Here is a 24,996-nt window from a genome sequence, read left to right as displayed (position 1 = left end):
TAGTTTATCTGCATAACGATGAAAGGCGCTGACATGAACGCTACCAGTTTGAGGCCGGCACTCGATTTCCATGGTGCCAATGGCCACCGCGCCGGTGCCGATCGCTTCGCCTTGCTCGACGCCATCGACGAGACCGGCTCCATATCCGCGGCTGCCAAGCAGGTTGGCCTCAGCTATCGTGGAGCATGGGATGCGGTAAATGCGCTCAACAATCTCTTTCCAAGACCGATTGTTACCGCACGGCCCGGCGGCAAGCAGGGTGGCGGTGCGGAAGTGACGGAGGAGGGGCGGCAAGCGCTGTCGCTTCACCGGCGCCTCACGGCATCGATTGCAGAAATCCTGTCCAGCGTGGAAGCCGGTCTGGCGGCCGGTGCCATCCCGCAGTCGCTGATATGGAGCCCGATGATGAAAACCAGTGCGCGCAACACATTCCACGGTGTCGTCACGGCCGTCGAGCATGGTGCCGTCAATGCCGAGGTTCTGCTGAAGATCTCGCCTGATGTCACCATGGCCGTCATCCTCACGGAAAAAAGCCTGACCGAGTTGAAGATCGAGCCTGGTGTCGAGGCCTATGCCCTGATCAAGGCCTCGACGCCGATCCTCATGGCGGATGACGGAACTTTGCGCACCTCGGCCAGAAACAGCATTGCCGGCACAGTGATCTCTGTTGAACCCGGTGCCGTCAACACCGAGGTTGTGATGGATATCGGCGAGGGCAAGACACTCTGCGCCATCGTCACCGATGACAGTGCAGACGCCATGGGCATCAGGCCCGGAAACCGGATGCGCGCGCTCATCAAGGCATCCCAGATCATTCTGGCACTCGCCTGATCCCTTCCCATCTGTCCTGTAACCTGGTGATCGATATGAAATTTGTCCTCTCCATCCTTGCCGCGCTGACACTGTTTTCCGCACCCGCTCAAGCCGGCGAAACCCATGTCGCGGTCGCCGCCAATTTCACCGCAACGGCGAAGGATATTGCCGCGGAATTTGAAAAGAAAACCGGCAACACCGCAATCTTGAGCTTCGGCTCCACCGGCAAGCTCTATACCCAGATCGCCAACGGTGCCCCGTTCCAGATATTCCTGGCCGCTGACGATGTGCGCCCCGCCAAGGCCGAGGACGAAGGTCTTGCCGTCGCCGGAAGCCGCTTCACTTATGCCATGGGCAAGCTGGTTCTTTATTCGACAGACAAGACCCTGGTCGACCGGGACGGAGCTGTTCTGGCAAGACCGGATGCCTTTGCAAAACTCGCGATCGCCAATCCGAACACCGCTCCCTATGGCAGCGCTGCCGTCGAGGTGATGAAGGCGAAGGCCGTCTATGATGCCGTGGCGGATCGCCTGGTTCAGGGCGACAGCATCGCCCAGACCTTCCAGTTCGTCGAAACCGGCAATGCAGCTTTGGGCTTTGTTGCCCTGTCGCAGGTGATCGCGTCTAAACAGGGCTCCCGCTGGATCGTGCCGCAGGATCTCTACACGCCCATCCGACAGGATGCAGTTCTGCTGAAAACCGGTGAACAGAATGAAGCGGCCAAGGCCTTCCTTGATTTTCTAAAAGGCCCTGAGGCGAAGAAGATCATCCAGTCCTACGGCTATGGCCTCGACAGCGCTTCCTGAGAGATCGGCCCATGGCAGAAACAATCTTCCTGACGCTGCAACTGGCAGTCACCGTCACCATCCTGCTGCTGCTGATCGGCATTCCCATTGCCTGGTGGCTGGCCCGCTCGAAGGCATGGTGGAAGGAGGCGGTCGGTGCGATCGTCGCTTTGCCGCTGGTGCTCCCGCCCACGGTGCTCGGTTTCTATCTGCTGCTGGCGCTGGGACCGTCCAGTCCGCTGGGCCAGGCCATTCAGGCCGTCTTCGGTCGTTCGCTTCCCTTCACCTTTGAAGGACTGGTGGTCGGATCGGTCGTCTATTCCATGCCCTTCGTCGTTCAGCCCATCCGCAATGCCTTCGAGGCCTTTGGCGACAAGCCCCTGGAGGCAGCGGCGACGCTCAGAGCATCGCCGCTGGACCGGTTTTTCACCGTCGCTCTGCCGCTGGCGCGTCCTGGCATCCTGACCGGCGCCATCCTGGGCTTTGCCCATACGGTGGGCGAATTCGGCGTCGTTTTAATGATCGGTGGCAATATTCCCGGCGAGACAAAGGTGCTGTCGATTGCCATCTATGATTATGTCGAGACGCTGGAATGGCAAAAGGCCCATATTCTGGCCGGCGGCATGGTGGTCTTCGCCTTCCTGGTCGTTCTCGCCATGATGGCAAGTGAACGGCGCATGCGGAGCCGCTTTACATGATGATCGAGGCCCGGTTTGCCGGCGATCTCGGCGCTTTTCGTCTGGATGCCAGTTTTGAGTTCCCTGACCGGGGCGTCACCGCCTTGTTCGGCCCTTCCGGCTGCGGCAAGACCAGCCTGCTGCGCTGCTTTGCCGGTCTCAACCACCTGCCGCAGGGAAAGCTCACGATTGATGGCACGCCATGGCAGGACGAGGCGCGCTTTCTGCCGCCGCACCGGCGTGCGGTCGGCTATGTCTTTCAGGATGCAAACCTGTTTGCCCACCTGTCGGTCCGGGACAACCTTCTCTATGGCCGCAAGCGCGCGCTGAAGAAACCGCTCTCGGCCAAAGGCGACGATGTGGATGATTTGGTCTCGCTGCTTGGAATTGGTCACCTCCTCGATCGCGCACCGGCCAATCTCTCCGGCGGCGAACGCCAGCGCGTGGCAGTCGGGCGCGCACTGCTGGCCGAACCACGGCTGCTGTTGATGGATGAGCCGCTCTCGGCCCTCGACTATGGCGCCCGCCAGGAAATCCTGCCCTATCTCGAGCGTCTGCCAAAGTCGCTCTCCATTCCCATCCTCTACGTCACCCACGCGCCGGATGAAGTGGCCCGCCTTGCCGATCACATCGTCTTGATCGACAAGGGCAGGGTGCGCGCAAGCGGCCCTGTGAGCGAAATCATGGCACGGCTCGATCTGCCGATGCTAAACGACGAAGACGCCGGTGTCGCAATCGAGGCCCATATCGGCGAACGCGATCCGCAGTGGCATCTGGCCCGCGCCGATTTTGCGGGCGGCTCCCTCTGGATCCGCGATCCGGACCGCGCGGTCGGCGCGCCAGTCCGTTTGATGATCCGCGCCCGCGATGTCACGCTGGCCTTGTCTCCGCAAACGGATTCCAGCGTGCTCAACAGCATTCCGGCTGTGATAACCGACATCGCGCCGTCAACGCACCCGGCCGCGATCACGGTGCGGGCCATGATGGGGGAGACGCCGGTGCTGTCTCGCGTCACCACCCGTTCTGCCGCCGAACTTGGGCTCGCGCCGGGCAGCAACGTCTGGGTTCTGGTGAAATCGGTTGCCGTCCTCGATTGACGAGCAAGCGACGGCTGGAACAATTGTGTGCCGTGGAGCGTATCAGCACAAGACGGCGCAATCCCTGCGCTGGATTGGAGGAACTTCCATGGTGCAGAAACCGCAAACTTTCCACGGCGAACCGCCGGAAATTGAGCAGGAGTTCGAAACACGGGCCGAACTGGAAAGCAAGATCGCAGAGCAACTGGCCGTTTCCGATGGGATTGACGCCTCCGATGTCCGGGCGATCCTGACCGAAAACGGGGACGTGTTGCTCGATGGTCATGTCATGATGCAGTCCGAAGTGGATCGCGCAGTCGAGATCGTGCGGTCCGTTGCGGGTGTTGGTCAGATTACGGTGAGGCTTGCCGTCGGTTAAGCCGGGTTGGCAGCAGGGCAACCTAGCTTGCAATGAAACGTCAATTGCATCCATTCAAGCATCGGTAAAATCAATAAAAATGGCTCTTGGCGGCGATCACTGTCACCAACGTCCACTTTTGTCTGTGGATGAGGTTGTGCGCAGATGCAACTCCCGCTTGAAAAATCGAAACTTTGATATGTATGGGTGATTAGATGCTTTATTAGATAGGTGTTTCTTGCCCGGCAGACGGCGAAGAGAATATGATCGGGTGACGCTTGCCGATGTTGCGCGTGCCGCAGGTGTCAGCGCTATCACGGTATCCCGGGCCTTGCGAAATCCTGAGCAGGTGTCACCAAATCTGCGTCACGCCATTCTCAAATTGGTGGACGATTTGGGCTATGTGCCCGACTTTGCCGCGCGTACTCTGGCTACCAAGAAAAGTAGTGTCTTTGCTGTTCTCGTGCCCTCCATGGCCGAGTATATTTTCATGAATGTCATGAGCGGCATCGAGGACTGCGTAAGGCCGACGGAATACCGCATCCAGTACGCAAATTCCCACATGGACGTGCGCGAGGAAATACGCCAACTCAAGCTGTTCCTCGGCCAGAACCCGGCCGGCATCATCGTGTCGGGCACCGAGGGTCACGTCGAAAGCATGGAGCTTCTGCAAAAGGTCGGCTGTCCGCTGGTGCAGATCATGGACACCGGTCTCGAACCGATCGATATGGGGCTCGGCATCAATCACTTCGATGCGGGAAAAGCGGCCGCACAACACCTGGTCGATTGCGGTTACCGACATATCGGTCTGTTAGGAGATTTTGCCGGTAAGCGTGCAGAACGGCGCTATCACGGTTTTCACTCGATCCTCGCGCCCCTCGGATTATTTGATCCGGCATTCATCTTTTCAGAAGACCGGTCGCCAAGTGTACGGGGTGGGGCCAGGCTCATGGCCAGATTGTTGGAAACCGCACCGGAAATAGACGCCGTCTTTTGCCGAAGCGACGATATCGCGCTTGGCGCCCTGTTCGAGTGTCAGCGGCGGGGAATTCGTGTCCCCGAGGACTTTGGTATTTGTGGTTTCAGCGATCTCAGTTTCGCCAATACCTCCGTTCCGGCTCTCACCACCATAAGGGTGCCACGCTATGAGATGGGCTATTGCGCCGTCGGCATGCTGCTCGACCGCGAAAAAGGCGTCCAGGATATGCCCAAAGTGGTCGATCTCGGCTTCCAGCTCATTCATCGGGAATCGACCAGAAGACCAAAACATCAGGACTGAGAAAAAAATCCACCTGTTAGAGCATGGATTTGGCAGCCAAAGTCGGCACCGTCAGATCTTTTACGATCGGGGCGAGGAACTGAACCCGTGCTGATCGTCTGCCATTGACTGTAACGCACCGCTCGGATCTTGCCGGCGTATGACGATGCGCTTGCCGTTTGCCGATTGCTGGGCGCTTTGACGCGCAGCGGCAAGAGCCAGCCAGAAGCTGTTAAAGCCGCGCGGCTTTTGACCTTCGATCAAGCATAGCCAGCCCCCGGAATGCGGGACGATATCGCAATAAGTGGTATGCATCGGATTGCTCCTCCTTCAACTCAAGAACGCCCCAGTCGATGCGCGGTTCCTGAAATGAGGACGGATAGCAGAGATAATGTCAGGCATGCATTCGGGTCAGCATGCCCGTCACGTCGTGATAGTCGGCAGGCTTTGCCAATATGAAATCTGCGGGAATGCCCGAACTCGCGATCTCGGCAATTGGACGGCCTGAAACGATGCGAAATGGCGTTCCCATCTCCATCAGACGCTTCGCCACGATCACCGAATCGCCATCCAGAAGATTGAAGTCAAGGATCGCGCATTTGAACCGAACACCCTCGAGCATTGCCAATGCCTCGCCGCATCGGGCGGTGATTGCGACATCAAAGCCGGCATCGGCCACCGCAGTGGCCGCATCCAGTGCCAACATCGGATTATCCTCTAAAACGAGGATCGTCTCCATCGGTGTCTCGTTTTGGGATAAGGTCATGTCATGTCTCCATAAGCTATTGATCACCCAATGCCCCAGCACCGCATTAGGTTCATTTTAAACTTATGAAAACGCGTGATTATGGTTACCGGTTGGTAAATGCCGGTTTGCAGGACATGCGCAAACCGCCTCGTCTTGCTGCACTGCGGAACCAAATCCCCTCTTGGGAATTACAGTCGCACAGGCACTGATGGAGAAGCCAATGGATACGCTGAAGACGTCCTTCGAAATGAGACCCGGCGATCCGAGCAAGCGCGGAGCCACCTTTGACGGAGAGGGCGTCAATTTCGCCCTGTTCTCCGCAACTGCCGAGGGCGTCGAGCTTTGCCTGTACGATCCAACCGGCAAGACAGAGATCGCCCGGCTTGCGCTCACCGAATATACCAACGAGATCTGGCACGGCTATGTGCCGGGCTTAAAGCCCGGCGCCCTGTATGGCTACCGCGTCCATGGTCCCTATGATCCGGCCAATGGCCACCGCTTCAACGCCAACAAGCTTCTGATCGATCCCTATGCCCGCGAACTTGTTGGCGACATCAAGTGGGGACCGGAAGTCTTTGCCTACGATCTCGAAAGCGAAGACAAGGATCTGAGCTTCGACGAGCGCGACAGCGCCGCCTTCATGCCCAAGGCCCGCGTCACCGATCCGGCCGCCATCGACTGGGGCAATGACCGGCCGCCGCTGATCGGTTGGGCCGATACCATCGTCTATGAGACCCATGTGAAAGGCTTCACCCATCTGAACCCGGCCATCCCGAAGGAACTGCGCGGCACATTTGAAGGTCTGGGCCACAAGGCAGCGGTTGATTATATCAAGAGCCTTGGCATCACCGCCGTGGAACTGATGCCGATTCATGCATTTCCCGACGACAGCCATCTGCTCGACAAGGGGCTGAAGAACTACTGGGGCTATAACACTATCGGCTTCTTTGCGCCGGCCTCGCGCTATTTCGGGCCGCGCGGCCTGCAAGGCTTCCGCGATCTGGTGCGCGCATTCCACGATGCCAATATCGAAGTGCTGCTGGATGTGGTCTATAACCATACCGCAGAAGGAAACGAGCTCGGACCAACGCTCTCCTTCAAGGGCATCGACAACTTTTCCTATTACCGCACGCTGCCCGACAATCATCGCTATTATATCAACGATACCGGCACCGGAAATACCGTCAACACCTCCCATCCGCGCGTGTTGCAGATGGTGATGGACAGCCTGCGTTACTGGGCCGAAGACATGCATGTCGATGGTTTCCGCTTCGACCTCGGCACCATTCTGGGCCGCGAGCCGGAAGGCTTCGATCAGCGCGGCGGCTTCTTCGATGCGGCAATGCAGGACCCGACGCTGTCGCGCGTCAAGCTGATCGGCGAGCCCTGGGATATCGGTCCGGGCGGCTATCAGGTCGGAGGTTTTCCGCCCGGCTGGGCAGAATGGAACGACAAATATCGCGACTCGAGCCGCGAATACTGGCTGAACGGCGCCGGTGCCGCGCCCGATTTCGCTGCCCGCATCCTGGGTTCCGGCGATATCTACGACCGGCGCGGTCGACGTCCATGGTCCAGCGTCAATTTCATCACGGCCCATGACGGCTTCACGCTCAACGACCTCGTATCCTATGACATGAAGCATAACGACGCCAATGGCGAGGACAATAACGACGGTCACAACCACAATATCAGCCACAATTATGGTGTTGAGGGACCGACCGACGACGAGGCCATCAACGCGGTGCGCGATCGCCAGAAGCGCAACTTTCTCGCCACCATGTTCTTCTCCCATGGCACGCCCATGCTGCTTGCCGGCGATGAGTTCGGCCGAAGCCAGATGGGCAATAACAACGGCTATTGCCAGGACAGCGAGATTTCCTGGCTGCACTGGGAGGATTTGCCACCCAGCAATGAAGAACTGCTCGATTTCACCCGCCGGCTGATTGCCCTTCGCAAAGCCCAGCCGCTGCTGCGCCGACAAAGCTGGCGCGACGGCACCCAGATCCACTGGTTCAACGCCACAGGCGGCGAACAACTGCCCGAACACTGGCTCGACGACAATACGCTGACACTGCAATTGAAGCGTGATGATTTGAAGGGTGAGGAAGGCATCTGGTCCGACGCGCTGATGCTGTTCAACCCGCTTAGCGAGGATACCGAATTCGTCCTACCCGCCAGCGATTGCGCCTGGACACTCGAACTCTTCACCCACCAGCCCGAACGCGAGCGCGAAGTGATCGGCAACGGCAACTTCATCATGCCACCGAGAAGTCTGGCGCTGTTTTCGGGCGCGGAATGAGGGAATATCTCTGTGCCTTCAGAGCAGGAGCTAGCGTTGCGACGGGGCACAAAGCCGCGCAGCTTCCGCGTCAACGGAAGCGGTAGTCTGACAGGCAGGGTCGATCGCAAGATGCGGCCATAATTGGTGGGCGTAACGCCTCATCTCTCGTCGCATAGGTCGAACTTTAAAATATCGCTGGTCATTTCCCTAACCACTCGGCGAGCCTCTCATCGGCCTTCAGCTTGTCGAGCTGGACGTTGCATGCCAAAACTCAGTCTTTGAGATTTTCGCAATGAAACGTTCTCATATCAGGCTTGGTATCGCTGCGGTTTTGGCGGTTGGCGTCTGGTTTCTGATTTTCCCGACCTATTCCTGGCATCAGAAGCTGACAATTCGTGTCGACACGCCGCAAGGCGCGGTCGAGGGGTCTTCTGTCGTCAAGGTGGCCTGGACCCGCGACCTGAAGCTTCTGCCGGACATGCGGGCCGCCCATGGGACGGTGACGGGTGAAGCGACCGTCGTTGCCCTGCCAAACGGCCGTTATCTCTTCGCGCTGCTTCCCAGCGAGTATTATGCCGCCCGTATCTTCGTCCCTGAAATGTTGCCCCAGAACGGATCGATCTCGCGCGACAGCATGATCCCGATTGCGCTGGCGATAACCTTGTACAAGGGCAAAACGCGCACGCTCACACCCGACCAGTACCCAGTCCTGGTAACCTTCGAAGACATCAACGATCCGGCGAGCGTGAAACATGTCCTTCCGGATGAGTTCGCAGCCGCCTTCGGCCCCGGCTACCGGCTCGACGCCATGACCATGTCGATTACCGGGGAAGCGTTAACCGACGGGAAGGTGGTGAGCGTGTTGGGGTGGTTGCCTTCTACGGGCTTCATTGTTCCGCCCGAGCAACAGCCTGAGCTCGCCCGAGACCAAACCATTGAGCAGCGACTTAGACCAAGCAATTTCATCGATATAGATACTTGGGCAGTCCTTAGAGGCAAGGAAAAATCAAAAAATGGCCATCTCAAATGAACTATTTTCTGCAGTGCTCTCGATGGACGCTTACAATAGAGGCCATAAATCAGGATTATCTGATGGGGTCAACGTCGTTAATGGTGTCGATATTGACGGCCTCGGTGAACGCGGTCCCGTCGGAGCTTCAGAGATCATCACCTATGAGAACTTGGAAATTGACGAAGAGCAATTCAAAGCGTGGGAGGCTGCAGGTTTCTATGTGGTCGCGTACAAAATCATAGACGAAAACGGAAACGCGAAAATCGTGATTTCATACCGCGGGACAGACTCTGTCGGCGAGTTGTTGACGACGGATCCAAGTGTCACATTTTTCGGTGACGAACAGGACCCGTCGATTGAACTGGCTCGGGATTTTGACAATCAGTCATCGAACAAAACCCAGCGAGGTGATGGGCGGCGGCTGCTTGCTCCAAGGCCGCCATACATCCTCCACCGGCTGATGGCGGGGGGCTCGAGAGGAGCCCCCTTCAATCCAGATCCTCGATCACGTGCTTGGCCTTGGCTGCCGTCACGCGGCGCAGTTCCACCTCGTCGCGGCGTGAGGCGAGGAGTTCCAGCGCCATCACTTCGTCTGCAAGGTCTGCGGGCAGCGACAGGATCACACGACCGGCATTGGCGTTGAGACCGCCGATGTCCGAGCGCCTGGCCGTGATCATCCCGCCGGCCACCGTGTTGTTGGTGTCGGGATCGATCAGGATGAAGGCGCCGGTGGCGCGGTTCTGTTCGTAAGGATCGAAGAAGGCCGTCTCGTCGAAACTCAACTGCACCTTGCCTATGGCATTCATGGCGAGGCTGTCTGCCGGTCCCCATTTGCCGCTCTTCAGGTCGAGCTGCGACACCGGCTGCACCTGCACGCGCTGGCGGCGCGACCCGGCCTTCAGCCAGTAGCGCTTGCCCGGCTGGATCGGTTCTGCCTGCAGCGCCACGATCTGGGCGTCGAAGGCAAGGCCTGCCTGCGGCTGGCCTTCCAGCGAGACGATCATGTCGCCGCGCGACACATCCACCTGCCGGTCGAGCACCAGCGTGATGGCATCGCCGGTAACGGCAGCATTGCGCACCAGATCGAAGGTCACGATCTGCTTGACATTGGCAATCGCGCCCGATGGCAGGATGGCCACGCTGTCGCCGGGCTTGACCGAACCGCCGGCAACCGTGCCCTGATAGCCGCGAAAGCTTTCGCCCGGACGCGAGACGCGCTGCACCGGCAGGCGGAAACCGCTGGTCTGCGAGCCGCGCAAGGTGGCAAGCTCCAGTGTTTCCACAAGCGTCGGGCCTTCATACCATGGCATCACGGCGGCGCCGGAATAGACCACGTTTTCGCCCTTCAGTGCCGACATCGGAATGGTCGTCACCTGACGCACGCCAAGCGACAGCGCCAATGTCTTGAACTCGTTGCTGATCGCCTCGAAGCCGGCGCGGTCATAATCGGTCAGGTCGATCTTGTTGATTGCCAGCACGAACTGCTTGATCCCCATCAGCGCGGCAATGGTGGCATGACGGCGGGTCTGCTCCAGAAGGCCGGCGCGTGCATCCACCAGCAGGATGGCCAGATCGGCGGTCGAGGCCCCGGTTGCCATATTGCGGGTATATTGCTCATGGCCGGGGGTGTCGGCGACGATGAAGGAGCGCTTGTCGGAGGCGAAATAGCGATAGGCGACATCGATGGTAATGCCCTGTTCCCGCTCGGCCTGCAGACCGTCCAGCAGAAGGGCGAAATCGGGCAGGCCCAGATCGTTCTGGCTGCCGCTGTCGCGGGCAAGGGTGGCCGCCTGGTCTTCCTTGACCGCCTTGGTGTCCCACAACAGGCGCCCGATCAGCGTCGACTTTCCATCGTCCACCGACCCGCAGGTGATGAGACGCAGCGGTCGTGTGTCGCGGGTGACAGGTGCCGGCTGGGCTTCCGGAGTGGTCTCGACAAGGGCTTCGGCGAGGGCGTTGCTGGGTGCGGTCATCTCAGAAATATCCTTCGCGTTTTTTCTTTTCCATCGAGCCGGACTGGTCGCGGTCGATCGCGCGGCCCTGGCGTTCCGACACCGTGGCAATTTCCAGCTCGGAAATCACTTCCTGCAGGGTCGTGGCAGTGGAACGGATCGCGCCCGTCAGCGGCCAGCAGCCGAGGGTACGAAAGCGGATCATGCCTTCCTGGATCTGTTCATCGGGCAGAGCCTCGAAGCGTGGATCTTCCGCCCAGACCAGCATGCCGTCGCGCTCCACATACTGGCGTTTCTTGGCATAATAGAGCGGCACCAGCGGAATGTTTTCCGCCTCGATGTAGCGCCAGATATCGACCTCGGTCCAGTTCGACAGCGGGAAGGCGCGCACGCTCTCGCCCTGACGGATCATGCCGTTATAGATGTTCCAGAGTTCCGGGCGCTGGTTGCGCGGGTCCCAGCGATGATCGGGGGTGCGGAAGGAATAGATGCGTTCCTTGGCGCGACTTGCCTCTTCATCACGCCGTGCACCGCCAAAGGCTGCATCATATTTGCCGGCATCCAGGGCCTGCCGAAGCGCCTCGGTTTTCATGATGTCGGTATAGAGCGACGACCCATGGCTGAACGGCGTGATACCTTCGGCCTCGCCGCGCGGGTTCTTGTGTTCGATCAGGTCCAGATCGTAGCGCTTGGCGATCTCGTCGCGAAAGCCGATCATTTCCGGAAACTTCCAGCCGGTGTTCACATGCAAAAGCGGGAAGGGCACGCGTCCGGGATAAAAGGCCTTGCGCGCCAGATGCAGCAGAACGGACGAGTCCTTGCCAATGGAATAGAGCATCACCGGCTTGTCGAACTCGGCAGCCACCTCACGAAAGATATGGATCGCCTCGTTTTCCAGCGCCTTCAAATGCGGATCGAGCGGCGGCTTGGTCGGGGCGTCTTTCGAATGTGGATCGAATTCGGAATGATGCAGGGTGTCCATGAACTGAATTCCAGTCTTGTGGCCGAACGGCCTGTCTCAGAGTGAGCTTGAATTGGGTGAGGATGCAGCGGCTTCCGGCACATGCAGGCCGCATTCGCGTGTCTCGTCGTTTTCCCACCACCAGCGGCCGGCCCGTTCAGGCTCGCCGGGCTTGATGGCGCGGGTACAGGGTTCGCATCCGATCGAGGGATAGCCGCGCTTGTGCAGCGGATTGGTCGGCACGGCCTGCTCTTCGACATAGGCATTGATATCGTCGATGGACCAGTCGGCCAGCGGGTTCACCTTGATGAGATTGCGCTCGCTGTCATATTCGGCGAACGGCGTGTTGGCGCGGTTGCCGGATTGCGAGCGGCGCAAGCCCGTGACCCAGACCGAGGCACCGTCAAGAGCCTTGGAAAGCGGCACGATCTTGCGCACATGACAGCAGGCGTGACGCGCTTCGACGCTTTCGTAAAAACCGTTGAGGCCGTATTTGGCGGCATATGTATCGATGTCGTCCTGCGTGGGGCGGTAGCGCTCGATCTCGATGCCGAAGCGGTCTTCGGTCTCATTCATCAGCGCCAGCGTTTCGGCAAAGAGGCGACCCGTTTCCAGCGTGGAGACGGTTATGGGCAAGCGGTCGAGGCCGATGGCCGCCGTGATCACCTGGTCTTCGATGCCAAGCGAGGTGGTAAAGACGGCCCGTCCGCCGAGATTGGCAACAAGCGCCAGTCGACCGGCAAGATCGAGGGCTGCCAGTTGTTCATCAAGCGCTGCTGCTGTTTGTTCTCGGCTGTGCAATGTCATTGGATCATCCTGCGTCCATCGTCAGCGGATTATCCCAGCAGCGCGGACAAACGGACAGAAATAGCCGTTCAGATTCGCTCAAACGCTGAGCAAATCTGTCTCGCATTGCCGCATGACGGGAAAAACACGCCCCGAATGACAGCAATCGCGAATATGTTCGCTAGCTAATTTTATTTTAGCAGATGCTTTAAAAAAGAATTCACATCCTGATGTCAAAACCACCCGACGGCACGCTTTCGCGTGCAGGCTGAGTTGCGTTCTTATTGAGGCTTTGATGGTGGCGTTGACGTCCAAACAACAACAATCGGATGGTCTTTCATCCGGCACGGCAGAGATCGTGGGCACTGGTCATGCAAGGCGGCGGCGTCAAGCCGCAAAAGTCGGAGGCGCACTCGTGGCGCTATCGAGTGCGACGGCACTCGGTGCCGAGTTTATTCTCAATGACGGGCTTATGGCCGCGACGTCGCGGTTCATCTCTGCCCGTCTGCTGCCGCAATCCACGGGCGGTGTCGGACTGGCCGTCGTCGCCGGCGCCGTTGCCGGCCGGAAACTCGTGCGCTTGCCGCGCCGGCGCGAATTGCCGCCAAGCGAAGACGAGATTGCGCGCGCCGTGGAAATCTTGGGCCGCCAGACAAATGCCGCCGCAGGCCTGGTCCGGTTGGGTGACAAGACCGTGTTGTTTTCCGATTGCGGCAACGCCTTCATCATGTATGCCCGCCGCGGTCGCTCCATGGTATCGCTGTTTGATCCGGTGGGAGACCAGTCCGCATGGCAGGCGCTCACGCGAAAATTCATCGCCCATGCCAGAAAGTCGGGTTGTCGCCCGGTCTTTTATCAGGTCTCGCCCGACTTCATGCCGGTGGCCGCCGATATGGGGCTGAAGACCTACAAGCTCGGCGAACAGGCTGTGGTCGATTTGTCCACCTTCACATTGGCCGGCGGCGACTGGCTGAAACTGCGCCGCTCCATCAATCGCGCAGAACGCGACGGCCTGGAGTTCGAAATGCTGGCAGCGGAAGCTGTGCCCGCAGTGCTGGATGAACTGTCCGAAGTCTCCGATAGCTGGCTTGCCGCGCACAATGCCGGCGAGAAGGGCTTTTCCCTTGGCACCTTCAAGCGCAACTATGTGCAGTCCGGTCCGGTGGCAGTCATTCGCCACGAAGGAGTCATCATTGCCTTTGCCAATATTCTGACGGCCGTAAGCGGCGGAGATGCCTTCATCGATCTCATGCGCAATCGTCCCGGCATCCATCGCGGTGCCATGGATCTCTTATTCGTGCGCATCATGTTGCATCTGCAGGCTCAAGGCTTTCGCAGTCTCAACATGGGCATGGCACCGCTTGCCGGGCTGGATGTGCACGGCAAACGCCCTCTGTGGAACCATATCGGCAATCGCATCTTCGAAAATGGCGAGCGCTTTTATAATTTCCGTGGCGTCCAGGCCTTCAAATCCAAATTCGACCCCGCATGGAAGCCACGCTACCTGGCGGTCGCCGGCAGCGCATTTCCAATGGCGGCGCTGCTTGACGTCACCCTCCTGATCGGAGGTGGTCTGCGGGGTGTCCTGAGGCGATGAAAAAAGTCCTGGTCGCAGTCTCCTCGGCTTGGCTCCTGATGGCGCCAATGGTTTTCGCCGAATCGTCCGAAACGTCCGAAACGCTGACGGCGACCAGCCTGCCGCTCGACCGCATTTATTATCCGCGCGATCAGGCCCGCGCCGTTGTGGTCCTGTTGTCGGGCGAGGAGGGCTGGTCAACGGCAGAGACTTCGATAGCCGGCACGCTTTCCGATAAGGGGGTCGTGACCGTGGGTGTCGATCTTCCGGCCTACTATCGCGCATTGGCTCTGGAAGAGAGATCGTGCCTCTATTTGGTCTCCGATATCGAGCGCATCTCCAAGCAACTGCATCGCCTGGCCGCTATCGAAACCTATCGCCCACCTGTCGTGGCGGGGTTGGGGGAAGGCGCAACACTGGCGCTGGCCATAGCGGCGCAGACCCCTGTCTCCACCATATCGGCCACCATCGCTGTCGATCCCGGCAGTGTCGTTCCGTTGGAAAACCCGCTCTGCACCCCGGCACCCAAAACGCCGTCAAGCGATGGGATCGCCTATGGGCTGACCAAAGGCCCGCTCCCTGATCCCGTCACCATCGCGCTGACGCATGCTGCCAGCGCAGTTGGCCGTCGCCATGCCGCACGGCTTCAAGCCAGCCATCCGGATGTGGCGGTGGTTCAGGCCAAGGGTAGTCCTGCAGCAGTTCTGTCCGATGCTCTGAATGCTGTATCCGCGAGCCTTGCGGGTGCCAATGTCGCGCTCGACCTGCCGCTCGTCGAGCTTCCGGCAGACGCCGGCCACGACGTCTTTGCCATCATCTATTCCGGAGATGGCGGCTGGCGCGATATCGACCGCAAGCTCGGCTTCTTCCTGCAACAGGCCGGTGTTCCCGTCGTCGGCGTCGATAGTCTGCGCTATTTCTGGAGCGAGAAAACACCGCAACAGACGGCGACCGATCTGACCGCCATCATCAAGGCCTATCGGAAGCGCTACGGCGTATCGCAAGTCGCCTTAGTCGGCTATTCCTTCGGTGCCGACATACTGCCCGCCGCATTCGCAAAACTGGAAGATGATATCAGAGACGATGTGAAACTCGTTTCCCTTCTGGCCTTGTCGCGCAGTGCCGACTTCGAGATCGCCGTCACCGGCTGGCTCGGTATGTCAGGCGAGGGGAAGTATGGCGATCCGGTCGATGATCTGGTGAAGGCCATGCCGGCGGGCAAATTGCAATGCGTCTACGGCGTTGCCGAGACCGAAAGCGGGTGCCTGGCGCTCGGGACGCTTGAACGACAAGGTGCCGAAATCATCCAGCGACCGGGCGGTCACCACTTCGACGGCAAATACGAACTGATTGCCGACCATATTCTGGACAGACTGCGCCAGCGTGTGGCTTCTAATCCCTGAGAGGATCTAGCGCTCCGGTTGGGCGTCGGGCTTGGTCGCTGCTTCGGTGTCGTCACCGTCCACCTTGGCCATCGCGCGCTGCATGCGGATGCCCTCGGCAATCCAGGCGCGGGAAAGACCGTGATAGAGCGGTTCCGGCGCAAACATGCGCGAGGTCAGATAACCGAGCATGGAGGCCGCCATCAGCGCAATCACGCCTTCATGGCTATCGGTCATTTCCAGAATGATCACGAATGCCGTCATGGGCGCCTGAACGACGCCTGCGAAATATCCGGCCATCCCAAGCACGGCAGCAAGGCCGATGGAGACACCGAGCATCTGCCCGACCGTGCTGCCGAAGCCGGCACCGACAGAAAGCGATGGTGCGAAAATACCGCCGGGAATACCGGATGCCATGGACAGGAAAGTCGCCGCGAATTTTTCCAGGAAATAGCTAAACGGCAGGGCATCGCCTTCAATGGCGCTGCGGGCCTGCTCATAGCCGGTTCCGAATGTGCTGCCATGACCGATGACGCCGATGACAGCGACGGCCAGGCCACAGGCAGCAGCAAGGCCGACCATACGCTTGATCGGATCGGGCTGCGCCCAGCGGCGGATGCGCCGCGATGCGCTGAGCGATCCGGCCGAAAACAGGGCACCCAGTCCGCCGCCACCGATGCCGCAGATGATCACCGCGGCCCATTCCGCGGGTTTCACCACTGTGATGCTGGCAGAGCCGAAATAGGTATAGCTTCCAACGAGACCAAGCGCCGACAGACCCGAGAGGATCACAGCGGTCAGCACCAGCCCGTTTGCGCGCGATTGATAGGTTCGGCTCATCTCCTCGATGGCGAAGACGATTCCGGCAAGCGGCGTGTTGAAGGCCGCTGAAATGCCGGCCGCTGAACCGGCAAGGATCAACCCTTGCGCCTGCGCCATGCCGCCAATGCGCCCGGCAATCATCATGATCGATGCACCCACCTGAACCGTCGGACCTTCACGGCCGATAGAGGCGCCGCAAAACAGGGCAACGATGGTCAGCATGATCTTGCCAACCGCAACCCTCAGCGACAGCAGTCTCGACCGTTCGCTGTCGCGCCGCAGATGGCGGGCGGCAATCGCCTGTGGAATGCCGGAGCCCTGTGACGCCGGGAAAAGGGTAAAGGCAAGCCAGGAACAGAATGCAAAACCGACAGGTGTCAGGATCAGCGGCAGCAGATAGGTGGATTCTCCGCTGTCGAGCAAACCGTGAAACAGGTTCTGCGCGACGTCGGCCATGTGGGCGAAGACGACACTGATCACGCCAATGGCGAGTGCACCGGCCCAGAAAACGGCGCGAGGCTTCCAGACCCGCCACGAGCCCCACATCACCCGGGACCGGCGCAGCATCTTCAGCTTCTTGTAACTCGTGGGCATGGTGTGGCGTCTTTACGCAAACAAAATGAAATTGACCGTCAGGCCGGGCGGACTGACGCAATCCAATCGTGAAGAAAGGAAGTTAAGAACCCTTATCCTCCTCGTGGTTTTTCATTGCAACCCGCTGGCAAAAATTCTTGTCGATGAACAGGAACCAAGCGATGAATTGAGATATGCGGCAACCTTGACATCATGCCTCGTCATCAGATGGCGGAAAATGAGATGCGGACAATTGTGGATATTGGCGAGGATGACCTGAGCGCCCTGGATCAACTCGCCAAGCGGGAGCGTTTGTCGCGCGCAGCTCTGGTTCGCCAGGCGGTCGCCGACCTTCTGGCGCGCAAGCGGCAACTGGATGCAGCCGACGCATTCGGCCTTTGGAGAAGCGAGCCTGTAGATGGGCTGGAATATCGGCTGCAATTCCGGTCTGAATGGTGAAGGCGTTATTCGACACCAATATCCTGATTGACTACCTCAACGGTCGGGATGAGGCGCGCGTTGAACTGGCGCGCTATGACGCAAAAGCCATTAGTGTGATCACCTGGATGGACGTGATGGTTGGGGCCGCTTCTGCCGTCTCCGAACGCACACGAGATTACCTGTCGGACTTCGACATCATTGCCATCGACCAGTCAGTCGCTGAGCAAGCAGTCAAAATCCGGAAAGCCGAAAAATAAGGTTACCCGACGCCATTATCTGGGCGAGCGCCGCGGTCGACAATCTCATTCTGGTCACGCGCAACCGCAAGGATTTCAGGGAAACTCACCCCGGTATCCGAATTCCCTACAGGCTTTGATGCATGCGCAAGGGCGCGGTCGCACGCATCAAGCAAGCAAGGGCAATCAGCGCCGCCTACCGGTCGCTCGTCTCCCACCGTGGATTGATCCAGGGCTCCTGGTTCGAGCGGGGCAGCGGTGCACGTCCCAGAATATGATCGGAGGCTTTTTCGCCGGTCATGATCGACGGGCCGTTGAGATTGCCATAGGGGATATCCGGGAAGATCGAACTGTCGGCAACCCGAAGACCGTCGACGCCGATCACCCGGCATTCCGGATCGACCACCGCCATCGGATCGTCTTTTGCCCCCATTTTGCAGGTGCCCGAGGGATGGTAGGCGCTCTCCAGATGCTCGCGCAGGAAGGCGTCGATCTGCTCGTCGCTTTGGACGTCTTCGCCCGGCTGGATCTCGGGGCCGCGGAAATCGTCGAACGCCTTTTGACCGAACAGTTCGCGGGTGAGCCGCACGCAGTGGCGGAACTTCACCCAGTCTTCCTCGTGGCTCATATAGTTGAAGCGGATCACCGGATCGGCCTTCGGATCGGAGGATTTCAGCGTGACATTGCCGCGCGACTTCGAGTGGTTGTAGCCGACGTGAACCTGGAAGCCGTGGCTCTTGGCCGCTGCCTTGCCGTCATAGGAAATGGCGACGGGCAGGAAGTGGAACTGGATGTCCGGCTGCTTGATGCCGGGCGCCGAGCGCACGAAGGCGCAACTTTCGAACTGGTTCGAACCGCCAAGGCCCTTGCCGGAAAACAGCCATTGCGCGCCGGCCACGCCTTGCCAGAACCAGGGCAGCCAGGAATAGAGCGAGACGGGCTTGGTCGACACCTGCTGGAAATAGAATTCCAGGTGATCCATCAGATTGGCGCCCACGCCCGGACGGTCAACCTTTACCGCGATGCCCATGTCCTTCAGATGCGATGCCGGACCGATGCCGGACAGCATCAGAAGTTTGGGCGAGTTGAACGACGAGGCTGCAACGATCACTTCGCGATTGGCCTTCACCACCTCGATTTTGCCGCCGCGTTCGATCTCGACACCGATGGCGCGGCCGTTCTCGATCACCACCTTGCGGGCAAGGCAGCGCACCAGCTCGACATTGGGCCGCTTCAAGGCGGGCTTCAGATAGGCATTGGCGGCAGACCAGCGGCGTGACTTCCAGATGGTCTGCTCCATCAGGCCAAAGCCTTCTTGCTTTTCACCGTTATAGTCTTCCGTGGTCTCGAACCCGGCCTGCTTGCCGGCCTCGACAAAGGCCTGCACCAGCGGGTTCTTGGCAGGGCCGCGCTGAACATGCAGCGGCCCGTCGGTCCCGCGCCATCCCGGCTGACCGCCATGGGAGTTTTCCATCCGCTTGAAATAGGGCAGCACATCCGCATAGCCCCAGCCTGCAGCGCCATTATCCTCCCAGCGAGTATAATCTTCCTGCGAACCGCGCACATAGACCATGCCGTTGATCGAGGACGATCCGCCGATCACCTTGCCTCGCGGCGCGGTAATGCGCCGGTTGTTGAGATGCGGTTCCGGCTCGGTCAGATAACCCCAGTTATAGCGCTTCATGCTCATCGGCCAGGCAAGAGCTGCCGGCATCTGGATAAACGGTCCGAAATCCGACCCGCCATATTCCAGCACCATGACCGTGTGCTTGCCGTCTTCGGAAAGACGATAGGCCATGGCCGAGCCTGCGGAGCCGGAACCGATGATGATGTAATCTGCCTGGTTCATTGCAAAACCCTCGTCGAATGGACGCAATTATAGCTGTAAGCTATATTTGCGAAATGAAACTTGCGCGCTACACCAAGGCAGCAAGCAAAGCACTGGATCGAATGCAGCCGAAACGGCGTATTGCAATCCGTTTCAAGTTGGATGCTTTTGCCCGCGGTGAGCTCGTCGATGTCAAGAAACTCAAGGGAAGTCAGCTGCTGCGTATCCGGGTCGGCGATGACCGCGTGATCGTTGATGAGCAGGAGGCTTTGGTCATCGTGATCGAAGCCGGTCCAGGCGGCATCTACAAGGAGTGAACCATGGGGCCGTTGCAAAAGACCGTAATCGAGGGGCAGTCCTATGTACTCGTCCCCGAGGAAGAATATGAAGATCTTCTGGACACTCTGGCCGCTCACCGGACCATGGCGCGGGTGGAGGCAGGTGAAGAAACCTGGCCCGCAGAACTTGTTTAAGAGCTGTGGGAGACGGACAGCCGTATCGGTACATTCCGCCGTTATCGCGGAATGAGCGTCTCTGAGCTTGCGCTCGCCGCCCGCATCTCCCAGCCCTATCTCTCGGAAATCGAAAAGGGCAAGAAGACGGGCTCGGTCGACGTCCTCAAGCGCATCGCGAATGCGCTCAAGGTCGATCTCGACGACATCGTGGTCGATATCGGCGACTGACCTCTGCATCAATACGGCGCCTCGCATGGTCCCATGCCGACATAGACCGTTCTCAGTTCCGTATAATGTTCGATCGCGGCGAGCGAGTTTTCGCGCCCGAAGCCTGACTGCTTGGAGCCGCCGAACGGCATTTCCACCGGGCACAGGTTATAGGTGTTGATCCACACCGTTCCGGCCTCCAGTTCTGAGACGACGCGGTGTGCGCGGGTCATGTCGGCGGTAAAGACGCCACCGGCCAGGCCGAACTCGGTCGCATTGGCCCGTTCAATCACTTCGGCCTCGTTGTCGAAATCGAGAACGCACATCACCGGACCGAAGATCTCTTCGCGAACGATGGTCATGTCGTCGGTCAAGTCGGCAAACACGGTTGGCTGCACATAATAGCCGTCGCCGGAAACATCGTTGGGAATGCCGCCGCCGGTGACCAGACGTCCGCCTTCGGCCTTGCCCTTTTCGATATAGCCGATCACCTTTTCGCGCTGCGACCAGGAAACCAGCGGACCCATCTGGGTCTCTTCCTTCTGCGGGTCGCCGATCAGGATCTTTTCCGAGCGCTCCTTCAGGCGAGCGAGGAATGCCTCCTTGATGCCTTTCTGCACGAACACGCGGGTACCGTTGGAGCAGATCTGTCCGGTCGAATAGAAATTGCCGAGCATGGCCCCGGAGATGGCGCTTTCGATATCGGCATCGTCGAAGACGATCATTGCCGACTTTCCGCCCAGCTCCATCGTCACATGCTTCAACTGGCTGGCGGCAGCGCCTGCTACCTTGCGGCCTGTCGGCACCGAGCCCGTCAGCGATACCTTGGCGACATCCTTGTGATTGACCAGCAGCGGGCCGGTATCGCGATCGCCCTGGATCACATTGAACACGCCCTTCGGCAGGCCGGCCTCGATCAGGATTTCGGCGATCTTGAGGGCGCCCAGAGGCGTCACCTCCGATGGCTTGAACACCATGGAGTTACCAGCAACGAGCGCCGGTGCCGCCTTCCAGCAGCAGATCTGCTGGGGGTAGTTCCACGCACCGATGCCGACGCAAACGCCAAGCGGCACGCGTCGTGTATAGGCCCAGTCCTGCCCAAGCGGAATATGCGAACCATTCATCGCAGCCGGTGCGACACCACCGAAGAATTCGAGCGAATCGGCGCCTGAGGTCGGATCGGCGACAATGGTTTCCTGGATCGGCTTGCCGGTATCCAGCGTCTCGAGGTCCGACAACTCCTTGTTGCGTTCACGCATGATCTCGGAGGCACGGCGAAGGACGCGGCCACGGGCCGTCGGGCTCATGGCGGCCCATTCCTTTTGCGCACGCTTGGCCGAGGCGATCGCCTTTTCGACGATGGCCGGCGTTGCTGCATGAAGTGTCGCGATCACTTCACCGGATGCCGGATAGATGTTCTCGATAACGGTGCCGTTCTTGTCTTCGACATATTCGCCGTCGATGAAATGGGAGCCGGGCGGTTGGGTCTGCATAGTCATTCTCCTCGCGGATAGCGCTTGGATTCTTCCAGGATGTTCAGGTCCATGTGGTTGCGCATGTAGCGCTCCGATGCCTTTTGCAGCGGCTGGTGATCCCAGGGGTAGTAGGACCCGTTTCTAAGGGCCTCATAGACGATCCAGCGCCGCGCCTGGCTTTCGCGCACGGCTGCGTCAAAATCGTCCATGTCCCAGCGGGCGCGACATTTGGCGTTGAAATAGACCAGCACGGGGGCATGGCGTTCGTCTGTCGCCAGATTGTTCTGCTCCAGCGGATCGGCTTCGAGGTCGAAAAGCTGGTCGGGATCGAGCGCGCAATGAATGTATTTCCACTTGCCCTCGCGGATGGCCACCATGGGCGCATAGGAGCCTTCAGCGGCATATTCCATCAACACCGGCGCGGTGCGCTTTTCACCGTTCATCACGCCCTTGAGGCTCATGCCATCGGTCCAGGGCATGATCTCGTCCATGGAAATACCGGCCAGATCGCAAAGCGTTGGGGTCACATCCAGGTTCGAGGTCGGCACCTGAAACAGGCCGGGCTCAATGCCGGGGCCGGATATCATCAGCGGTACGCGCGCCGAGCCCTCAAAGAAGCTCATCTTGAACCACAAGCCGCGTTCGCCAAGCATATCGCCATGGTCGGAGCAGAACAGGATATAGGTATTGTCCAGCATCCGCGTACGCGTCAGCGTATCGATCAGTTCGCCCACCTTGTCGTCGAGATAGGAGATATTGGCGAAATAGGCGCGACGTGAGTTTTTCACGTCTTCTTCCGTGACATTGAACTTGTCGTAGTCGCAGGAATGGATCAGGCGTTGCGAATGCGGGTCCTGGCTGTCGAACGGGATCTCGCCGATTTCCGGCAGCAGATATTCGCAGTCTTCATAGAGGTCCCAGTATTTGCGCCGCGCGACATAGGGATCGTGCGGATGGGTAAAGGATGCAGTCAGGCACCAGGGGCGGCGGCCTTGATCGTCGTTTTCGCGGGCCAGATGATAAAGCTTCTGGTTGGCCAGAAAGGCCACTTCGTCGTCATATTCCATCTGGTTGGAGATTTCGGCAACACCCGCACCGGTGACGGAACCGAGATTGTGATACCACCAGTCGATCCGCTCGCCCGGCTTGCGGTAATCCGGTGTCCAGCCGAAATCGGCCGGATAGATATCCGTCGTCAGCCGCTCTTCGAAACCATGAAGCTGGTCAGGGCCGACGAAATGCATCTTGCCCGATAGCGCGGTGTAATAGCCGGCGCGGCGCAGGTGATGGGCAAAGGTCGGGATCGACGACACATATTCGGCAGCGTTGTCGTAAACCTGCGTGCGGCTCGGCAATTGTCCGGCCATGAAGGAGGCGCGCGCCGGCGCACACAGCGGCGAGGATGTGTAATTGTTCTTGAAGCGCGCGGAACGGGCGGCCAGCGCCTTCAGGTTCGGCGCATGCAGCCAGTCTACCGGGCCGTCCGGAAAAAGCTTTCCGTTCAGCTGGTCGACCATGATGATCAGAATATTCGGCTTTGTCACGGCAATGGATTCCTGGAAAAGGGAGCGAGTTGGGCATTGATGTAGTCTTCGGTCAGCGCGATCGACGCCTTGATCGAGATCGGTGCCGATTTGAGACTTTGCCTCAGGTAAAGTCCATCGATCATCGCGGCTGCGCCTTCGGCAATTCGGGCCGCGTCATCGGGCGGGCAGAGCATTTTCAGGGCGGACAGGAGGTTGGAGCGAAGGCGCCTTGCATAGATGACGAGCAGCTTGCGGGTTTGTTCCGAACGCTGTGCTTCCGAATAAAAGGCAAGCCAGGCCGAAATCGTCTCTGGCGCGAATTGTTCGGTCGCAAAACTCGCCTTGATCACCGCCGAGATCCGAGCGCGCGGGTCGACCGTCCGCTCCAGTGCGACCACCGCATCGCGCCGCAGACGGCGAAGCAATTCGCGGATGGTCTCGACCAGCAACTGCTCCTTGGAGCCGAAATAGTGATGTGCCAGCGCTGGCGACACGCCCGCCTCCTTGGCAATCTCCGACATGGTCACTGCAAGCGAGCCGTGATGGCCGATTGCGCGCAAGGCGGCATCGGTCAGGGCTTTTCGACGAACAGGTTCCATTCCGACTTTGGGCATCGGGTCTCCGGGTTTTTTATTGATTGATTAGTCAATTAAAAACACGAAACGGGGTCGAAAGGCAAGTATTGCAACGGATTTTCCCCGATAGGGAGCAAACCTGCTTGTGCCAGCAGGGGCGTTTTGCTGCCCCAAGACGCCGAGACGCGAGAGATGTGTCGACAGGACATCCCCCGCGCTTTTCCCCCTGATGCTCTCGATGTCCTAGCGCAGGAACGGCTTTGCCGTCATGCTGCCAGGCAGCGGCACGCCGAGACGCGAAAGCACGGTCGGGGCGAGCTGAAGCTGATCGAGCAGGGTATCCTTGTCCGGCCCTTCGCCACCGCCAAACCAGTAGAAGGCGAAATCCTGCATTTCGTCATCATGACCGCCATGATGGCCGCGATCTGTCTGGCCATGATCGGCAGTGACGATCACCTCATATCCAGCCCTTCGCCAACGCGGCAGAAAGGCGGCAAGCTGGGCGTCGATGGTAAAACAGGCAGCATCCATCTGGGTGCAATCATGGCCGTAGCGGTGGCCCATACTGTCCAGCGTGCAGGTGTGGAGAATACCGTAGTCGATGGAAAACCGTTCCGTCAGCATGGTCAGCGTTGCAAACAGGTCGAGATCGCTCGGCGTCATCTGGTTCTGGTGGTTGTAGCCGGCCATGGTGTGGAAACGGCCATGATGGATCGGCCCGTCCACCTCGTCATATTCGATGTCGCGAACCATGTCGAAGGGCGCACGCTGAAAGAACGTCGACCAGAAGGAATGCGTGACGGCGCCTGACTTGCCGCCAGCCTTGGCAATTTCCGAGAAGATGTCTGGCTGCTCCACACGAAAAACAACGTCATTGGACAAGACGCCGTGTACCTGCGGCGGCACGCCGGTATGGATCGAGGCATAGCAGGACGCCGAGGTGGATGGCAGCACCGAGCGCATCTTCCACACCCGCGCTTCGCCGGATTGCACCCAGCCTTCCAGATTGCCCATCAGCCTGCGGGCATTCCGCCACGGCTGGCCATCCAGAACGATCAGCAGGAGTTTGTTGTTCAGTGTCATGTCGTCCTCCTCGGGCACGCTCGGCCGATCTCTCCGCAATGGGTAGATGTCGCGCGTTCACAGTCTCTTTCGCTGTATAACCGAATTGATCGGCTGAACAGCACCCCACC

At 59.3% G+C, this 24,996-nt stretch carries 26 protein-coding genes; 15 read left to right on the top strand and 11 right to left on the bottom strand.

Annotated elements, in window-relative coordinates:
* The first annotated feature begins 33 nt into the window (after positions 1-33).
* From ACQQ2Q_RS03095 to ACQQ2Q_RS03070, 6 genes are all read left to right on the top strand, one after another.
* Positions 34-831 (top strand): TOBE domain-containing protein, encoded by a 798-nt coding sequence (locus ACQQ2Q_RS03095; protein ID WP_428185554.1) that lies wholly within the window; start codon positions 34-36, stop codon positions 829-831.
* 35 nt (positions 832-866) lie between these two features.
* Positions 867-1,619: a molybdate ABC transporter substrate-binding protein gene (gene modA, locus ACQQ2Q_RS03090; RefSeq protein WP_428185553.1), complete on the top strand. Its 753-nt coding sequence runs from the start codon at positions 867-869 to the stop codon at positions 1,617-1,619.
* Between the two features lie 11 nt (positions 1,620-1,630).
* Entirely contained in the window at positions 1,631-2,296 is a 666-nt protein-coding gene (modB, locus tag ACQQ2Q_RS03085; protein ID WP_428185552.1) for a molybdate ABC transporter permease subunit, read from the top strand.
* Positions 2,293-3,372, top strand: a complete 1,080-nt coding sequence (modC, locus tag ACQQ2Q_RS03080) for a molybdenum ABC transporter ATP-binding protein (RefSeq protein WP_428185551.1) — start codon at positions 2,293-2,295, stop codon at positions 3,370-3,372. The genes modB and modC overlap by 4 nt, the downstream gene beginning before the upstream one ends.
* An 88-nt stretch (positions 3,373-3,460) precedes the next feature.
* On the top strand, positions 3,461-3,730 hold the full coding sequence (locus ACQQ2Q_RS03075) for a BON domain-containing protein (protein WP_428185550.1): 270 nt from the start codon (positions 3,461-3,463) through the stop codon (positions 3,728-3,730).
* A 250-nt stretch (positions 3,731-3,980) separates the two neighbouring features.
* Positions 3,981-4,988: a LacI family DNA-binding transcriptional regulator gene (locus ACQQ2Q_RS03070; RefSeq protein WP_428185549.1), complete on the top strand. Its 1,008-nt coding sequence runs from the start codon at positions 3,981-3,983 to the stop codon at positions 4,986-4,988.
* 60 nt (positions 4,989-5,048) lie between these two features.
* On the opposite strand, the gene ACQQ2Q_RS03065 is transcribed toward ACQQ2Q_RS03070, so the two are convergent.
* Positions 5,049-5,282, bottom strand: coding sequence for a hypothetical protein (locus ACQQ2Q_RS03065; RefSeq protein ID WP_428185548.1), 234 nt, complete (start codon positions 5,280-5,282; stop codon positions 5,049-5,051).
* Positions 5,283-5,361: 79 nt separating this feature from the next.
* Complete coding sequence (locus tag ACQQ2Q_RS03060; RefSeq protein WP_428185547.1) at positions 5,362-5,733, bottom strand: response regulator; 372 nt, start codon at positions 5,731-5,733, stop codon at positions 5,362-5,364.
* 202 nt (positions 5,734-5,935) lie between these two features.
* On the opposite strand from ACQQ2Q_RS03060, the gene glgX reads away from it, so the two are divergent.
* Positions 5,936-8,014, top strand: coding sequence for a glycogen debranching protein GlgX (glgX, locus tag ACQQ2Q_RS03055; protein ID WP_428185546.1), 2,079 nt, complete (start codon positions 5,936-5,938; stop codon positions 8,012-8,014).
* 274 nt (positions 8,015-8,288) lie between these two features.
* A complete protein-coding gene (locus ACQQ2Q_RS03050) occupies positions 8,289-9,026 on the top strand; it encodes a hypothetical protein (RefSeq protein ID WP_428185545.1) in 738 nt (245 codons plus the stop codon).
* A gap of 470 nt (positions 9,027-9,496) precedes the next feature.
* Here ACQQ2Q_RS03050 and cysN read toward each other — a convergent pair whose 3' ends face one another.
* Genes cysN through ACQQ2Q_RS03035 form a run of 3 tightly spaced genes read right to left on the bottom strand, consistent with a single transcriptional unit; the run spans position 9,497 to position 12,728 of the window.
* Complete coding sequence (cysN, locus tag ACQQ2Q_RS03045; protein ID WP_428185544.1) at positions 9,497-10,981, bottom strand: sulfate adenylyltransferase subunit CysN; 1,485 nt, start codon at positions 10,979-10,981, stop codon at positions 9,497-9,499.
* A 1-nt stretch (position 10,982) separates the two neighbouring features.
* Positions 10,983-11,942 (bottom strand): sulfate adenylyltransferase subunit CysD, encoded by a 960-nt coding sequence (cysD, locus tag ACQQ2Q_RS03040; protein ID WP_428185543.1) that lies wholly within the window; start codon positions 11,940-11,942, stop codon positions 10,983-10,985.
* Between the two features lie 36 nt (positions 11,943-11,978).
* Entirely contained in the window at positions 11,979-12,728 is a 750-nt protein-coding gene (locus ACQQ2Q_RS03035; RefSeq protein WP_428185542.1) for a phosphoadenylyl-sulfate reductase, read from the bottom strand.
* Positions 12,729-13,122: 394 nt separating this feature from the next.
* Here ACQQ2Q_RS03035 and ACQQ2Q_RS03030 point away from each other — a divergent pair, with 394 nt between their 5' ends.
* Positions 13,123-14,304 carry a phosphatidylglycerol lysyltransferase domain-containing protein gene (locus tag ACQQ2Q_RS03030; RefSeq protein ID WP_428185541.1) on the top strand — a complete coding sequence of 394 codons (1,182 nt, stop codon included), beginning with the start codon at positions 13,123-13,125 and terminating at the stop codon, positions 14,302-14,304.
* Positions 14,301-15,686 (top strand): virulence factor family protein, encoded by a 1,386-nt coding sequence (locus ACQQ2Q_RS03025; protein WP_428185540.1) that lies wholly within the window; start codon positions 14,301-14,303, stop codon positions 15,684-15,686. The genes ACQQ2Q_RS03030 and ACQQ2Q_RS03025 overlap by 4 nt, the downstream gene beginning before the upstream one ends.
* 6 nt (positions 15,687-15,692) lie before the next feature.
* Here ACQQ2Q_RS03025 and ACQQ2Q_RS03020 read toward each other — a convergent pair whose 3' ends face one another.
* Complete coding sequence (locus ACQQ2Q_RS03020) at positions 15,693-17,081, bottom strand: chloride channel protein (protein WP_428185539.1); 1,389 nt, start codon at positions 17,079-17,081, stop codon at positions 15,693-15,695.
* Between the two features lie 222 nt (positions 17,082-17,303).
* Here ACQQ2Q_RS03020 and ACQQ2Q_RS03015 point away from each other — a divergent pair, with 222 nt between their 5' ends.
* Together ACQQ2Q_RS03015 and ACQQ2Q_RS03010 are read left to right on the top strand one after the other, a co-directional pair.
* A complete protein-coding gene (locus ACQQ2Q_RS03015; protein WP_428185538.1) occupies positions 17,304-17,519 on the top strand; it encodes a CopG family transcriptional regulator in 216 nt (71 codons plus the stop codon).
* Positions 17,513-17,758 carry a PIN domain-containing protein gene (locus tag ACQQ2Q_RS03010; protein WP_428185537.1) on the top strand — a complete coding sequence of 82 codons (246 nt, stop codon included), beginning with the start codon at positions 17,513-17,515 and terminating at the stop codon, positions 17,756-17,758. The genes ACQQ2Q_RS03015 and ACQQ2Q_RS03010 overlap by 7 nt, the downstream gene beginning before the upstream one ends.
* A gap of 175 nt (positions 17,759-17,933) precedes the next feature.
* Here the strand turns inward: ACQQ2Q_RS03010 and betA are convergent, their stop codons facing one another.
* Complete coding sequence (betA, locus tag ACQQ2Q_RS03005) at positions 17,934-19,586, bottom strand: choline dehydrogenase (RefSeq protein WP_428185536.1); 1,653 nt, start codon at positions 19,584-19,586, stop codon at positions 17,934-17,936.
* A 17-nt stretch (positions 19,587-19,603) separates the two neighbouring features.
* On the opposite strand from betA, the gene ACQQ2Q_RS03000 reads away from it, so the two are divergent.
* From ACQQ2Q_RS03000 to ACQQ2Q_RS02990, 3 genes are read left to right on the top strand one after another with little or no spacing between them, the layout of a single operon-like run.
* The gene (locus tag ACQQ2Q_RS03000) at positions 19,604-19,882 is read left to right on the top strand and encodes a type II toxin-antitoxin system RelE family toxin (protein ID WP_428185535.1); all 279 of its coding nucleotides are present in this window, start codon (positions 19,604-19,606) and stop codon (positions 19,880-19,882) included.
* Positions 19,883-19,885: 3 nt separating this feature from the next.
* Positions 19,886-20,038, top strand: a complete 153-nt coding sequence (locus ACQQ2Q_RS02995) for a hypothetical protein (protein ID WP_428185534.1) — start codon at positions 19,886-19,888, stop codon at positions 20,036-20,038.
* A gap of 3 nt (positions 20,039-20,041) precedes the next feature.
* The gene (locus ACQQ2Q_RS02990; RefSeq protein WP_428186469.1) at positions 20,042-20,248 is read left to right on the top strand and encodes a helix-turn-helix domain-containing protein; all 207 of its coding nucleotides are present in this window, start codon (positions 20,042-20,044) and stop codon (positions 20,246-20,248) included.
* 8 nt (positions 20,249-20,256) lie between these two features.
* On the opposite strand, the gene betB is transcribed toward ACQQ2Q_RS02990, so the two are convergent.
* From betB to ACQQ2Q_RS02970, 4 genes are all read right to left on the bottom strand, one after another.
* Complete coding sequence (gene betB / locus ACQQ2Q_RS02985; protein ID WP_428185533.1) at positions 20,257-21,720, bottom strand: betaine-aldehyde dehydrogenase; 1,464 nt, start codon at positions 21,718-21,720, stop codon at positions 20,257-20,259.
* Positions 21,721-21,722: 2 nt separating this feature from the next.
* On the bottom strand, positions 21,723-23,252 hold the full coding sequence (betC, locus tag ACQQ2Q_RS02980; protein WP_428186468.1) for a choline-sulfatase: 1,530 nt from the start codon (positions 23,250-23,252) through the stop codon (positions 21,723-21,725).
* Positions 23,243-23,842 carry a transcriptional regulator BetI gene (gene betI, locus ACQQ2Q_RS02975; protein ID WP_428185532.1) on the bottom strand — a complete coding sequence of 200 codons (600 nt, stop codon included), beginning with the start codon at positions 23,840-23,842 and terminating at the stop codon, positions 23,243-23,245. The genes betC and betI overlap by 10 nt, the downstream gene beginning before the upstream one ends.
* A gap of 204 nt (positions 23,843-24,046) precedes the next feature.
* Complete coding sequence (locus tag ACQQ2Q_RS02970) at positions 24,047-24,886, bottom strand: alkaline phosphatase family protein (protein ID WP_428185531.1); 840 nt, start codon at positions 24,884-24,886, stop codon at positions 24,047-24,049.
* Between the last annotated feature and the right edge of the window lie 110 nt (positions 24,887-24,996).

The organism is Agrobacterium sp. ES01, assembly GCF_050320885.1.
Lineage (GTDB): Bacteria > Pseudomonadota > Alphaproteobacteria > Rhizobiales > Rhizobiaceae > Allorhizobium.
The sequence above is the reverse complement of the archived record's forward strand: the minus strand, read 5'-3'. Positions and strand labels throughout refer to the sequence as shown.